The sequence below is a fragment of the Acinetobacter sp. YH16051 genome (assembly GCF_013417135.1).
Taxonomy (GTDB): Bacteria; Pseudomonadota; Gammaproteobacteria; order Pseudomonadales; family Moraxellaceae; genus Acinetobacter; species Acinetobacter towneri.
Window position 1 is genome coordinate 239,297 of sequence record NZ_VPEN01000002.1, and the last position, 14,778, is coordinate 254,074.

The 14,778-nt window shown below is 42.0% G+C and carries 11 protein-coding genes and 4 tRNA genes; 6 read left to right on the forward strand and 9 right to left on the reverse strand.

From position 1 onward, the window contains the following. Positions 1-37: 37 nt before the first annotated feature. From FTV41_RS02950 to FTV41_RS02970, 5 genes are all read left to right on the forward strand, one after another. The gene (locus FTV41_RS02950) at positions 38-1,885 is read left to right on the forward strand and encodes an extracellular solute-binding protein (protein ID WP_004972660.1); all 1,848 of its coding nucleotides are present in this window, start codon (positions 38-40) and stop codon (positions 1,883-1,885) included. A 64-nt stretch (positions 1,886-1,949) separates the two neighbouring features. Then, positions 1,950-3,020, forward strand: a complete 1,071-nt coding sequence (locus tag FTV41_RS02955; protein WP_096902176.1) for a microcin C ABC transporter permease YejB — start codon at positions 1,950-1,952, stop codon at positions 3,018-3,020. Continuing rightward, positions 3,020-4,030 carry an ABC transporter permease gene (locus FTV41_RS02960; RefSeq protein WP_179988923.1) on the forward strand — a complete coding sequence of 337 codons (1,011 nt, stop codon included), beginning with the start codon at positions 3,020-3,022 and terminating at the stop codon, positions 4,028-4,030. The genes FTV41_RS02955 and FTV41_RS02960 overlap by 1 nt, the downstream gene beginning before the upstream one ends. Next, positions 4,008-5,606, forward strand: a complete 1,599-nt coding sequence (locus FTV41_RS02965) for an ABC transporter ATP-binding protein (RefSeq protein ID WP_179996132.1) — start codon at positions 4,008-4,010, stop codon at positions 5,604-5,606. Before FTV41_RS02960 ends, FTV41_RS02965 begins: the two co-directional genes overlap by 23 nt. A gap of 142 nt (positions 5,607-5,748) precedes the next feature. Next, positions 5,749-6,993 carry an NADH:flavin oxidoreductase/NADH oxidase family protein gene (locus FTV41_RS02970; RefSeq protein WP_179996078.1) on the forward strand — a complete coding sequence of 415 codons (1,245 nt, stop codon included), beginning with the start codon at positions 5,749-5,751 and terminating at the stop codon, positions 6,991-6,993. Positions 6,994-7,149: 156 nt separating this feature from the next. On the opposite strand, the gene FTV41_RS02975 is transcribed toward FTV41_RS02970, so the two are convergent. From FTV41_RS02975 to pyrC, 8 genes are all read right to left on the reverse strand, one after another. Further along, positions 7,150-7,225, reverse strand: a tRNA-Glu gene (locus FTV41_RS02975). 55 nt (positions 7,226-7,280) lie between these two features. Continuing rightward, positions 7,281-7,356: transfer RNA gene (locus FTV41_RS02980), tRNA-Glu, on the reverse strand. A gap of 25 nt (positions 7,357-7,381) precedes the next feature. After that, positions 7,382-7,457, reverse strand: a tRNA-Glu gene (locus tag FTV41_RS02985). A 288-nt stretch (positions 7,458-7,745) separates the two neighbouring features. After that, positions 7,746-9,164, reverse strand: coding sequence for an amino acid permease (locus FTV41_RS02990; protein ID WP_026438458.1), 1,419 nt, complete (start codon positions 9,162-9,164; stop codon positions 7,746-7,748). A 110-nt stretch (positions 9,165-9,274) separates the two neighbouring features. Beyond that, a tRNA-Glu gene (locus FTV41_RS02995) sits at positions 9,275-9,350 on the reverse strand. A 149-nt stretch (positions 9,351-9,499) separates the two neighbouring features. Then, complete coding sequence (locus FTV41_RS03000) at positions 9,500-9,658, reverse strand: hypothetical protein (RefSeq protein ID WP_004972674.1); 159 nt, start codon at positions 9,656-9,658, stop codon at positions 9,500-9,502. Between the two features lie 215 nt (positions 9,659-9,873). Next, positions 9,874-10,536, reverse strand: a complete 663-nt coding sequence (gene rnt / locus FTV41_RS03005; protein ID WP_131261730.1) for a ribonuclease T — start codon at positions 10,534-10,536, stop codon at positions 9,874-9,876. After that, complete coding sequence (pyrC, locus tag FTV41_RS03010; protein ID WP_179996079.1) at positions 10,521-11,555, reverse strand: dihydroorotase; 1,035 nt, start codon at positions 11,553-11,555, stop codon at positions 10,521-10,523. The genes rnt and pyrC overlap by 16 nt, the downstream gene beginning before the upstream one ends. Before the next feature lie 197 nt (positions 11,556-11,752). On the opposite strand from pyrC, the gene FTV41_RS03015 reads away from it, so the two are divergent. Next, the gene (locus tag FTV41_RS03015) at positions 11,753-13,012 is read left to right on the forward strand and encodes a GGDEF domain-containing protein (RefSeq protein WP_096902183.1); all 1,260 of its coding nucleotides are present in this window, start codon (positions 11,753-11,755) and stop codon (positions 13,010-13,012) included. 116 nt (positions 13,013-13,128) lie between these two features. Here FTV41_RS03015 and argG read toward each other — a convergent pair whose 3' ends face one another. Further along, positions 13,129-14,472 (reverse strand): argininosuccinate synthase, encoded by a 1,344-nt coding sequence (gene argG, locus FTV41_RS03020; protein WP_004972682.1) that lies wholly within the window; start codon positions 14,470-14,472, stop codon positions 13,129-13,131. Between the last annotated feature and the right edge of the window lie 306 nt (positions 14,473-14,778).

Consider the following 14,778-nt stretch of genomic DNA (forward strand, 5'->3'; position numbering starts at 1 on the left):
CGGCATCCTCAGGAATACTGCACAAGGAGCTGTGTGCATGTCATTTGCCATAAAAAAGACACATCAATATCTGGGCTGTATTTTAGGTTGTGTGGTCTTGCCGCAGTTTGGATGGGCTGCGTTACAAACCACGCCCTATATTGCCGTACATAGCCAGCCTCAGTATGTGGGGCGCTCGGCTATGCCTTATGCCAACCCGCAAGCGCCCAAAGGTGGCGATTTAATTCGTGCCAGTAATGGCACTTTTGATAATTTAAATGACATGAATGGCAAGGGCAGCTCAACCGATGGGGTGAGTTTTATATTCGATTCACTCATGAGCAGTTCTTTAGATGAGCCGGGGGTGATGTATCCCTTATTGGCAGAAAAAGTCAGCTATGACCCCAAGCAAACTGCATTTGTCATTTTTCATTTAAATCCTAAAGCTAAATTTAGTGATGGCAGCCCAGTTACAGCAGATGATGTGAAATTCAGTTTTGATGCTTTTCAGACCAAGTCTAATCCAGGTTTGCAAATGTATTTATCCGATTTAGATAAAACCACGGTCTTGTCTAAGCATCAGGTTAAAGTCAGTTTTAAATCCACTAACAATGCAGAAATGCCGCTGATTTTGTCGCAAATGCCAATCTATTCTAAAAAAGACTGGCAAAAGCGTGACTTTACCCGCATCACACTAGAACCGATTTTAGGTTCAGGGCCGTATCTTATTGAGCGGATTGATGCAGGGCGCAGCATTACTTATAAGCGTAATCCAAATTATTGGGGCAAAGATTTACCCGTAAATAAAGGGCGCTATAATTTTGACCGCCTGAAGTATGTTTATTATCGCAATCTGGATATTGCCTTCGAAGGGTTTAAGTCGGGGCAATACACGTTGCATGAAGAATATACCGCACGAAAATGGGTCACTGAATATCGTTTTCCTGCTGTGAATGCGGGCATGGTGGTCAAGCATAAATTTCAGCACCAAAACCCAATTCCGACCCAAAGTTTTGTTTTTAATACCCGCAGACATGCGTTTCAGGATATTCGTTTTAGGCAGGCTTTAACCTACGCTTATGATTTTGAATGGCAAAACAAAGCCTTGTTTTATGGGCAATATCGCCGTTTGCAAAGTTATTTTTCTAACAGTGAATTAGAAGCCAAAGGCACACCTTCAGCCGCAGAATTGTCTGTTTTAAAACCCTATTTGGCCAAGCTGCATCCTATTCAACGCCAAGGCGTATTGCAAAATTGGCAGTATCCTGTGACTGATGCCAGTGGCTTTAACCGTAACGGCTTGCTTAAAGCCCGTGAATTGCTTTTGAAAGCGGGTTATCGTTTTCAGCAAGGTAAATTGGTCGATGCCAAAGGCAAAGCCATTCAAATTGAATTTTTAATCCATCAGGATGGTTTGCAACGCACATTAGTGCCTTTTGTGCGCAATATGAAACGTCTGGGCGTTACGGTAAATATTCGGCATGTCGATGTGCCGCAATATATTGAACGCATGCGCCGTGCCGATTTTGATATGACCACCAGTGTCATGCCGCAATCTTTAAGTCCAGGCAATGAGCAAGCACAGCTTTGGAGTAGTGCTGCCGCAGATCAACCAGGAAACTATAATTACGCAGGCATTAAAAACCCAGTAATTGATGAGGTGGTACAACAGTTGATTCGTGCGCCTAATCGTGAACAATTGATTGTGCGTACCAAAGTTTTGGATCGTTTATTGCGTGCGGGGTATTATCAAATTCCAACCTATGGCAAAGGTGAAAACTGGTATGCCTATTGGAATATGTATCGTCAGCCCGCCATCAAACCTAAACTATCGGCAGGAATTGATTATTGGTGGAGTGATGCTGCCCAAGCCAAGAAAGTTGCACATTATTTACGTCAACAATAACGATTTTAAAACTCAAGCATGACAGTGTTTGCGATAAACCAGAACATTGCCAAAAGGTAAGTACATGGGCACATACATACTCAAAAGATTGCTCCTGATTATTCCAACCTTGTTTTTCATTTTATTGATTAACTTTGTGGTGATTCAAATTGCACCGGGCGGTCCAGTCGAACAGGCGATTCAGCAAGCCGAAGCCTTTCAGGGCATGGGGGCGACAGGCGGTGAAACTGCTGCAACCTCCAATAGCAGCAATTATCAAGGTGCTAAAGGTTTAAGTGATGAAATGGTTGCAAAAATCGAAGCGCAATATGGATTCGATAAACCTGCACATGAACGCTTTTGGCAAATGCTCACCAGCTATGTGCAGTTCGATTTTGGCACCAGCTTTTTTAAAGATAAACCTGTGACCCAATTGTTATGGGAAAAATTACCTGTATCGCTATCTTTAGGTTTATGGAGCACCTTGCTGATTTATTTAATTTCTATTCCTTTAGGCATTAAAAAAGCCCGTCAGCATGGCTTGTTGTTTGATAAAGCCACTTCTATTTTGTTGGCAGTCGGTTATGCCATTCCTGCGTTTGCCTTTGCTATTTTGCTGATTGTATTTTTTGCGGGTGGTTCATATTTTCAGTGGTTTCCTTTACAGGGTTTGGTGTCTGAGAACTTTGCACAATTAAGTCTGTGGGGAAAAATTACCGATTATTTTTGGCACATAACTTTGCCTTTATTGGCGATGGTGATTGGTGGTTTTGCAGGGCTGACTTATCTCACCAAATACTCGTTTATGGAAGAATTAAACAAGCAGTATGTGTTGGCGGCACGTTCTAAAGGTCTAACCGAATCGCGTGTGTTATATGGGCATGTGTTTCGTAATGCCATGCTAATTGTAATTGCAGGTTTGCCCGAAGCGTTGGTGGGTATTTTCTTTGTCGGGAACTTGTTCATCGAAATTATTTTTAATTTGGATGGATTAGGCCTGCTTGGTTTTGAGGCGATTGTACAGCGTGATTATCCTGTAATTTTTGGCACTTTGTTTATTTTTACCTTATTGGGCTTAATTCTACGCTTAATCAGCGATGTGTTATATCAGGTGATTGACCCACGTATTAGTTTTGAATCGCGAGGGGCAAAATAATGTCACCGATCATGCAGGCGCGTGTGCAGCGTTTTAAACAGAATAAATTGGGTTTGGGTTGTTTCATTGTCTTTATCATTATTTTTGTGTTGTCTTTGGCGGCAGAACTGATTGCCAATGATAAACCGTTATTGGTCAAATATGAGCAATCTTTATATCTGCCAGTGTTCAAGGCTTATCCTGAAACGACCTTTGGCGGTGTATTTGAAACCGAAGCAGATTATAAAGACCCAGTGGTGCAACAACTGATTGCAGACCGAGGATGGGCAGTTTGGCCGCTCATTGAGTTTTCTTACCAGACCCCGAATTTAGATTTGGCCGTTCCTGTACCTTCTGCACCAACTGCACAAAATTGGCTAGGTACAGATGACCAAGGGCGCGATGTGTTGGCGCGAATTTTATATGGCTTGCGTGTATCGTTGTTATTTGGCTTTGCATTGACTTTTGCATCGGCAGCTTTGGGCATTTTGGTCGGGGCAATTCAGGGCTACTATGGCGGCTGGGTCGATTTAATTGGTCAGCGCGTTTTAGAGGTGTGGGGCGGTTTACCGATGCTGTTCATGGTGATGATTTTGGTCAGCATGTTTACCCCAAGTGTGTATTGGCTATTTGTGATTATGCTGTTATTTGGCTGGACGACACTGGTCGGCTTGGTTCGAGCAGAATTTTTACGCGCCCGAAATTTTGACTATGTCCGTGCAGCGCGAAGTTTAGGCGTAACCGATCGTACCATTATGTTTCGGCATATTTTACCCAATGCCATGAGTTCGAGTTTGTCGCAGTTGCCATTTATGCTAACCGCCAATATTACAGCTTTAACCGCACTGGATTTTTTAGGTTACGGCTTATCGCCCGATGCAGCATCTTTAGGGGAGTTGTTGTTACAAGGTAAAAATAATTTAAATGCACCGTGGTTGGCATTGTCAGGCTTTTTTACCTTAGCAATTGTGCTGTCCTTGTTAATTTATATTGGGGAGGCGACCCGTGATGCATTCGATCCAAGACGTTAATTCTTCAACTGCATCACAGCCTGCAGTATTGCTAACAGTCAGTCATCTGCGTATTCAGCAGCAACAGGTTTTATTGCACGATTTAAACTTTGAGCTGCATGCAGGCGAAACCATTGCTTTGGTTGGTGAAAGTGGTTCTGGAAAATCTATTAGTAGTTTGGCATTGCTGGGTTTATTGCCCGAACATTTACAGGTGCAAGGTCAGGCAGTCTTTGCAGAACAAGATTTACTTCGCCTTAAACCGCAACAATTGCGACAAGTTCGTGGTCAAAAAATTGCCATGATTTTTCAGGAACCAATGACGGCTTTAAATCCGTTGCATCGAGTGGAAAAAATTATTGGTGAAAGTTTATTACTCCAAGGTTGGAGCAAAGAAAAAACGCGTGCCCGGGTGCTGCAATTACTTGCAGATGTCGGCATTCCACAGCCTGAAGAAAAACTAAAGCGTTATCCACATGAATTATCTGGGGGGCAACGTCAGCGAGTGATGATCGCAATGGCGTTGGCACTCGATCCCGATATTTTAATTGCTGATGAACCAACTACGGCTTTAGATGTGACTTTGCAGGCGCAGATTTTGGATTTATTAAAAAGCCTGCAAGTGCGTCGTAATATGGCCATGATTTTGATCAGCCACGATTTGAATTTAGTCAAACACTATGCAGATCGGGTAATTGTAATGAATCAGGGGCGGGTCGAAGAACAGGGCAGTGTGGCAGATATTTTTAATAGACCGCAGCAAGCCTATACCCAAAACTTGTTGAATCATGATTTTGGTGAAGCTTTGCAGGTTGATGAGTTGCCGACCATTTTGGAGTTGGAGCAGGTTGCTGTGAAATTCCCGATTAAACAAGGCTTGCTGAATCGGGTTAAAGATTATGTGGTTGCGGTTGAGCCGTTAAGCTTGCAACTTCCGCAAGGTCAATCTATTGGTATTGTCGGTGAAAGTGGTTCGGGTAAAAGTTCATTGGCACTTGCAATTGCACGATTGATTGAAAGTGAGGGAAAAATTGAACTACTTGGGCAAGATCTGAATCAACTGAATGAACGCCAATTGCGTCCCTTACGTCAGCAGTTTCAAATTGTATTTCAAGACCCGTTTAGCAGCTTAAATCCACGTTTAAATGTGGAGCAAACCATTGGTGAGGGTTTGGCATTGCAACAATTGTCCAAGCCTGAAATCATCCAGCGCATTGATGAAGCTCTAAGCAAAGTGGAATTGCCTGTGAGTTTTAAACAACGCTATCCGCATGAATTGTCGGGTGGGCAACGACAACGGATTGCATTAGCACGCGCGTTGGTGCTGCGTCCTAAACTGTTAATTATGGATGAGCCGACTTCTGCCTTAGACCGTACCACGCAACGTGCTGTCGTGCAGCTGTTACGCCGTTTGCAGCAGCAAGAACAGATGAGCTATTTGTTTATTAGCCACGATTTGCAAGTGGTGAAAGCACTGTGTCAAAAAGTGTTGGTGCTGCATCAAGCGAAAGTCATGGAATTTCAAGATACTGTACAGTTATTTAGCCATCCGCAAACAGAATATACCCGTCAATTGATTGCTGCCAGTGAGTATTAAACCTTCAATATTTTTAAACAGCTATTTCGGCTGGCTGACTTGTTTTACCATTTTGACAATAAGATTTGTCAAAATGGCATTGACCTGTTCCGAAAAATCTTTAGAGTAAAAAAGACCAATAAAACACAATACGGAACAGTGTATGAGCCATCTTGCCGAAACAATTCAGATTCGTAATACCATGTTTAAAAATCGCATCATTAAAGGCGCGATGAGTGAGGCGCTTGCCAACACGGCAGGGCAGCCGAATAGCCTGCATTTAGGTCTATATGAAGCATGGGCAAAAGGTGGTTTGGGCTGTGCCATCACTGGCAACGTAATGGTCGATTTACGTGCCAAAAATGAACCGGGTGTTGTGGGAATTGAATCAGACCGAGATATAGAAAAGCTCAAACAGTGGGCAGAAGTTGGTAAACGTTATGGCATGGTGCAATTGGTACAGTTGTCACATCCTGGGCGGCAATGTCCGAAAGGTTTGAATAAAGAAACGGTTGCACCTTCGGCTGTGCCTTTTAGTCCAAGTTTAGCTTTGAGTTTTGGTACACCACGTGAACTACATGAAGATGAAATCCTCGATATTATTCAGCGTTTTGCCAAAGCTGCACAGATTTGTGAGCAAGCGGGCTTTGAAGGGATTCAACTGCATGGTGCGCATGGCTATTTGATCAGCCAGTTTTTATCGCCACTGACCAATAAACGCCAAGACCAATGGGGCGGCAATATTGAAAACCGTATGCGCTTTTTGATGCAAATTTATCAAGCGGTACGTGCAGCGACCTCAGACAATTTTATTGTATCAGTCAAACTAAACTCTGCAGATTTTCAACGTGGCGGCATCACTGAAGAAGAAGTGATTAGCGTGTTTAAAGCCATGGATGAAGCAGGTATAGATATGATTGAAATTTCAGGTGGTACTTATGAAGCACCCGCGATGGCAGGCTCTAAAGCTGATAAACGTAAACCAAGTACCATTGCCCGTGAATCCTATTTTTTATCTTTTGCGGAATTGATTCGCAGTCAGGTGAAATGCCACTTAATGGTGACAGGTGGTTTTAGAACGGTAGTTGCCATGAATGCTGCTTTGGACAGTGGTGCATGTGACTTTATTGGGATCGCCCGACCATTTGCGGTAGAAACCGATTTAGCCAACCGTTTGTTGGCGGGTCAAGATGTACGTTACGGGGTCGATAAAATTAAAACTGGTATCCCGATGATTGATAAAATGGCAATTATGGAAATTATTTGGTATGCCGCGCAGTTCAAAGCAATTGCACAAGGCAAGCGTCCAAACCCAAAACTCTCGCCTTTAAAAGTCTTTTTCAAATATTTAAAAGGCAATTTAACTGCGGTGATTAAAGGACAGGTCAACTCACGTAAATCAGCTTGATTCGTATTTTTCAAACCTCAGTGGACGGATTCAAAGCTTAAACTATGGTTTTTGAATCAGTCCGCACAGATTGAAATATAAAACTAATGCGTTAGATAGCAAAAAGCCCAAGTCATATTGATTGGGCTTTTTGTTGAGATGTAAACATCTCGAATATGGCGTCCCTACGGGGATTCGAACCCCGGTTACCGCCGTGAAAGGGCGATGTCCTAGGCCTCTAGACGATAGGGACAAATAGAAGTTTATATTTTTAAACCATGTAACAACCAATGCAGTTGTTGAGAATATGGCGTCCCTACGGGGATTCGAACCCCGGTTACCGCCGTGAAAGGGCGATGTCCTAGGCCTCTAGACGATAGGGACTTAAAAAAATATCTACTTCTGAAATTGGCGTCCCTACGGGGATTCGAACCCCGGTTACCGCCGTGAAAGGGCGATGTCCTAGGCCTCTAGACGATAGGGACGTTTCAGAGGTGGGCGTATAATAGGGCGTATAAGGGGGGGTGTCAAACGCTTTTCTGCAATAATTCTGAAAAAAATGTTCAACTGAATAAAATTAAAACTATTCTGCTGTCGTGATACGTTTGAAGCGGTAAAAATCATGCTTTTCAAGTTATTTTTAAATGGACACATTTATTAGAGCAGCATGATTTTCTTTGTATTTTGCAGTATTCATTGCTAATCAACACAACTCAAAAAACAAGGCAATCCGAAGATCGCCCCTATTGTTTTACATCATCGCTAAAAAAGCATTATGATTTTTTGTGATAAATCATGTAATAACTGAGATAGCACAACACAATAAAAATCATACAGCCAATAAAACCTGCCAGCATTTCAGGGTCAAACACCATACTTAAGCAAGTAATAAAACAGAACACAAAACCTAAAATAGGCACTATTGGAAATAGCGGTGCAGCAAAACCTAAGTCCTGCACGGTTTTACCTTGTTTATACCATTGGCGACGGAAGTTAAACTGGCTTAAACAAATGCTCATCCAGACCACGACCATGGTAAATGCAGCCACACCCAAGAGGTTTTTAAAGATGGTTTCAGGCGCAAATTGTTCAGACAATAAACCTGGCATTGCACCGAGCATGGTGACCATGACTGCAATATAAGGAATACCACGCGCATTCACCTTAGAAAAAATCTGTGGTAATTGCTTTTGGTGTGAGAGCGACCACATCATTCGTGAAGCTGCAAATAAACCTGAGTTCGCTGCAGAGAGTAACGCTGTGATAATCACAAAACGAATAATATCTTCCGCATAAGGAATACCAATCTGATTAAACACCGTTACAAAAGGACTGCTGCTTACACCTTCTGCAGCCAAACCTGCAGCCTGATGTGGTAGCAAGGCACTAATCACCACAATGGTACCTACAAAGAAAATCAACAGACGGAAAATTGCGGTATTGATTGCTTTAGGCACGTTTTTGGCAGGGTCTTTGGTTTCACCTGCGGCAACACCAATCAACTCTGTACCTGAAAAGGCGAAATTAACAATTAACATGGTGGCAAAAATAGGGAATAGCCCTTCAGGAAACCAACCTTGTGCGGTTAAATTGCTAAATAAAGGTGCAGAGGTATAACCTTGATAAGACACAGCACCTAAAATTGCCATTAAACCCAAAACGATAAAGGCAATGACAGTCACGACTTTGACCAAAGATAGCCAAAACTCAGATTCTGCAAACAAGCGCGTGGAAATCATATTCAAACCAAATACAACGCCACCAAAAATCAGTGTCCAAATCCACATGGAAATATGCGGGAACCATTCCTGCATTAGCAACGCAGCGGCGGTAAATTCTGTGCCTAAAGTGACCGACCACGTGAGCCAATATAACCAAGTGATGGTATAGCCCGTGCCAGGTCCAATATATTGTTTGGCGTATGCCCCAAATGAACCTGAAACAGGCATGTGTACGGCAAGCTCGCCCAAACACAGCATCACCATATAGGCAATTAAACCACCAAAAATATAAGCGATGATGGCGCCAACGGGGCCTGTTTGTGCAATGACTTCACCTGAGCCTAAAAATAGACCTGTGCCAATAGCACCGCCCAGTGAAATCATAACCAAATGTCGAGTGCTCATCGCACGTTTTAAAGGCATAGTATTGCCTTGATGCACAGCATCATTTTGATGATTCGATGACGGCATAAGTGATAGGAGAAAAAATGAAATGAAGCGAAGTATTGTAGAGAAAAACTACAAATCTGCAATCTTGAAATAATAAATTTGGATTAGAAATGATCGTATAGCACGATAAATGGCGTCCCTACGGGGATTCGAACCCCGGTTACCGCCGTGAAAGGGCGATGTCCTAGGCCTCTAGACGATAGGGACGTTGCGAGGTGATGCGTATATTATGAATTTTTAGCGACAGTGTCAAACCTGAATCTAAAAAAACTGCCGCACTATTTGTTATTTGCTTAAAAAATAATACATCTTTAAAAATAAATCAGTGCATGTAAATTTGAATACGGTGCATCATTTTAATGATCAGGGGTTTGATATTGCTTTTCAGTGGTTGTTGTTTGTGTGGCTGCGGGTTGAGTGCTTGGTTTAGGTTGAGCAGGCTCACGATTCACAATATAAAGATACAACGCAGAAGGCGCGAGAATGACCAAAACCAAGACAATTTTTTTCAACATGGCAGAATCAATAACACAAATTGGAATATTGCCATTATAACCAAAGCCAGCTCAAAAGACTGCATGCATAAAAGCTGATTCGCAGTAAAAATCATTTTGATGCTCAGTCTTGTGGTTGAAAAGCACGAATCAAAACCACAACACTAAAAAGAAAACAGGACGACAAACGCAGTCTGTCATCCTGTAAACATCTCAATGTTCGAGTACAAATCGTATTATTGATCTGGGTTGAGTAAGTTCTCTACCATGTGCGGCGCAAGTTTATTTAGAATAAAACAAAACAGCTCTGCAGTTTTTTGCGTATCGTATAAAGCTGAATGAGCTTCTTTGCCATCAAACTCAATACCTGCCTGAATGCATGATTTTGCCAGCACCGTTTGACCAAACATCACCGCACTTAAAGTCACTGTATCAAACACTGAAAAGCTGTGGAATGGGTTTTGGTTTTTCGTGCCTGTGCGGGCAATGGCTGCTTGTACAAAGCCTAAATCGAAATGCGCATTGTGACCGACCAAAATGGCATGGGTACAATTCTGTTGGCGACGCACTTCATTGACTGATTTGAAAATCCGTTTTAATGCGGTTTTTTCATCTTCAGCCATAGCCATACGCATAGGGTTGAAAGGATCAATCCCAATAAAGTCCAACGAACGACGGTCTAAATTTGCCCCTTCAAACGGGTTGATATGCGCATGATACGCTTCACCTGGTACAAATTTGCCATCCGCATCATAAATAATTGGAATGGCAGCAATTTCCAACAAAGCATCGGTTTGGGCATTAAAGCCTGCGGTTTCCACATCAACCACCACAGGCAAAAAACCACGAAAACGTTGCCCCATCACGGGCAAAGTTGTATCTGTCACACTTTTCTCCATTGAATGGTTTTACCCGCATATAACGGAATAATTTGTTCACCATCCAAGTAGTCTAAACTGGTTGGAATGATTTGCTCTTCTTTCACCAAAGTAATGGTGTTGGTATTACGCGGCAAACCATAAAAATCTGCACCAAAGAAGCTTGCAAAGCCTTCTAAGCGGTCAATACGTCCAACTTGATCAAAAGCTTGTGCATAAAGCTCAATTGCCGTAGGCGCACTATAGCAGCCTGCACAGCCACATGCATTTTCTTTGGCATTTTTTGAGTGCGGTGCGCTATCTGTCCCTAAGAAAAACTTAGGATTTCCGCTAGTCGCAACTTCCAATAAAGTTTGTTGATGGGTTTGACGCTTTAAAATAGGCAAACAATAGAAATGCGGTTTTACGCCACCTACCAACATATCATTACGGTTAAATAATAAATGTTGCGGGGTAATGGTTGCTGCGACATTACGGCCTTGTTCTAAAACAAATTGCGCTGCTTCAGAGGTCGTAATGTGTTCAAGCACCAATTTTAAGTTTGGAAATTGTTGTAATAATGGTGAAAGCACTTCATCTAAGAAACGTTTTTCACGGTCAAAAATATCGACATGATTGTGCGTGACTTCGCCGTGCAGTAATAATGGCACTTGTTGTTCTTCAAGTTGCTCAATCACCGCATATACTTTACGAATGTCGCTCACCCCATTGTCTGAATTGGTGGTCGCGCCAGCAGGGTAAAGTTTAATGGCATTCACATGCGCAGAGGCTTTAATTTTCTTGACTTCTTCGGGAGAGGTTTGATCGGTAAAATACAACATCATACGCGGATCAAAATTTACACCTTCAGGGACGTGTGCCATGATGCGTTCACGATACGCTTCCGCTTCTTCTACCGTTTTTACTGGTGGAACAAGGTTAGGCATACAAATTGCGCGTGAAAATTGCTTGGCAAGATCGGGAACAGTACGTTGTAGTGCTAAACCATCACGTAAATGAGCATGCCAGTCATCTGGCTGGATAAGAGTAATCGTATTCAAGGCGCTGCCAGTCTGAAAAATAAAACAGATGATAATCTATAAATGTTAAAATGGTAACGTCGAAAGCCATAAAAAATAGAAATGCCTGAATTAATTGTTTCGACATTGTGTTATTTTTAAACCACTAAAAAAATTATATTCAGGTTGTTACAGTTTTGCTGTGCAACAATCGTGATTAAATGGAATTTAAAGCATCCATGGAATACAAATATAAGTTAGCCAAGCTACAGTACGACAAAGAAAAAAATGAAGAGTTGATTAAACGTCAACGTAAACGTGCGGGGCAGGTTTTTCCGAAACAACTGGAAGTTGAGTTTTGGCAACAGCATCTTGAACAAGCTCGGCACAACATTAACCAATATTTTTGGTCGGGCGTACTCATCTACTTTATTATCACCGTGCTGATGATTACTGGGGATTATTGGATTATTGATCGTAATTTTTTTAAACACGATTTTATCCACTCTTTACTAGGCTTGGTCAATGGCGCGTTTTGCTTACTGACCCTGTTCTTTTTTGCCCATTATAAAATTTTGCGCCCGTATTATGCCTATGCCGCCATGGCTATGATTTTTTGGGCCATTGTGTCGATGACCTGGCTGACCATGACGGTGCATACCGAAGTGTTTAGACACCAAGCCATGATGATCATCAGCATGATTTATATTATGGGTTTTGTACTGACGGGGGTGAAGCCGTTTCACATGCTGCTGACTGGGTTAATGGCGGCTGTGGTTGCCATGATTATGCTATTAACCTTGTATATTCCAATTGATGTGATGGTGATGGGGCGGGTGTTGGTTGGCAGTACGGTAGTGGGTTTTTTAATCAGTAAAATGCTGTGTACCCGTGAGCGGATGATTTTTTTGGTCATGCACCAAGCCCGACTTAGTGAAAAAATTAACCGTATTCATGCTGAAGAATTGTTGCATTTAAGTCAGCATGACGCGCTGACTAAAGTATCCAACAGACGTACTTTTGATGAAATGCTGGACAGCTATTTCGAACAGGCACGGCATGATGAAGTGCCATTGTCTTTACTCTTTATCGATGTCGATTTTTTTAAAAAATATAACGATCATTATGGGCATCAAAAGGGAGATGAAGTCATTTCAGCGATTGCCAAATCCATTAAAGACTCAATTCGTCACATGGATTTTGTTGCGCGTTATGGTGGTGAAGAATTTGTGGTGTTATTGCCAGAAACCGATGCGCATGGTGCGTATGCTGTGGCTTCCAATATTTTTAAAGCGGTTGAGCGTTTAGCGATTCCACATAGTCAATCTTTGGTTGACAGTAATGTCACCATCAGTTTGGGCTTTACCGTCTATAAAGGTGAGGCGGACATTTTTAAAAGCGATTTCTTACAACGTGCAGACCAAGCCTTGTACCGTGCGAAACAGTTGGGACGTAATCAAATTTATTACCACACTTTGCAGGTGGAAGAAGTGCTGTAAATTTTTCTATTGCAGCTTTCATTTAGTATGAATTGTTTAGTCCTCATGTTTAAACAAACATAAAAAAGCCGCTCAATTTGAGCGGCTTTCGATTTCACAAAATCATCACCAAGTGATTATTTGTTTTTGTCTTTCAATTGTGGCACTGCAGAACCTGAACCAATCGACAATAAGCCAGAATTGGTATAAAGACCCAATTTAGCGCGTGTATCGGTAATGTCTAGGTTACGCATAGTTAACTGACCAATACGATCCATTGGCGTAAACATTGAATCACCTTTCTCCATAGTTAAACGCTCAGCTTCATAAGTGAGGTTCGGAGATTCAGTGTTCATAATGGTATAGTCATTACCACGACGTAATTCTAAAGTCACTGTACCAGTAATTGCTTTAGCCACCCAACGCTGCGCAGTTTCACGTAACATTAACGCTTGAGAATCGAACCAACGACCTTGATACAATAAACGACCTAAACGTAAACCGTTAATGCGGTATTGTTCAATAGTATCTTCGTTGTGAATACCCGTAACCAAACGCTCATAAGCAATGTGCAATAACGCCATGCCTGGTGCTTCATAAATACCGCGAGATTTTGCTTCAATAATACGGTTTTCGATTTGGTCAGACATCCCCAAACCATGACGACCACCAATACGGTTCGCTTCAAGAATCAACTCAACAGGGTTTTCAAAACGCTGACCGTTTAATGCAACTGGCATACCTTCTTCAAAGGTAACCGACACTTCTTCGGCTTTAACTTCAACGTCATCTTTCCAGAACGCCACGCCCATGATTGGATCAACGATTTTGATGCCAGCATCTAGGTACTCAAGGTCTTTCGCTTCGTGTGTTGCACCTAGCATGTTTGAGTCAGTTGAATAAGCTTTTTCTTTTGACATTTTATAGTCAAAACCATTGTCGATAAGGAATTGTGACATTTCCGCACGACCGCCTAATTCATCAATAAAGGTTTGGTCTAACCACGGCTTATAAATTTTAAGCGCAGGATTAGTCAATAAACCATAACGATAGAAACGCTCAATATCGTTACCTTTATAGGTTGAACCATCACCCCAGATGTTTACGTCATCTTCTTTCATGGCAGTCACTAGCATTGTACCTGTTACTGCACGACCAAGCGGGGTGGTGTTAAAGTAAGGTATACCGCCTGTGCTGATATGGAATGCACCACATTGGATGGCAGCAATACCTTCCAAAGCCAACTGCATACGGCAGTCAACCAAGACTGCTTTTACCGCACCGTATTCTTCGGCTTTCTTTGGAATGGCATCATAGTCATCTTCATCTGGCTGACCCAAGTTTGCGGTATACGCATATGGTTCAGCGCCTTTTTGCTTCATCCACAATAAAGCAGCTGAAGTATCTAGACCACCAGAAAAGGCGATACCGACTTTTTTGCCTACTGGTACATTCTGCAAGATAGTTGCATTATCAGTCATTGCTAGTCCTAACTTTTTTAAAATAGGCACCACATTTGGTGGCCAAGGAGAATTCTAAACTGCAAATTATAGCACTCTTTAAAATGCTTGTTTTCGTTAAAAAAGCGCATTTGATAAAAAAATCAGGTTCAGGCTTAAATTTTCATTTAGAAATGGCAAACTTGGTATAGATGTTGAAGATCAAAACCTGCAATTGGGATGGTGCAGAATAAAATCACTTTTACTTTTGGGCGGTTTTATATCAAGTTTATATCAAGAATAGTTAGGGTCTATTGCCAAGTTTCATAACGCAATCTGAGAAAGTTT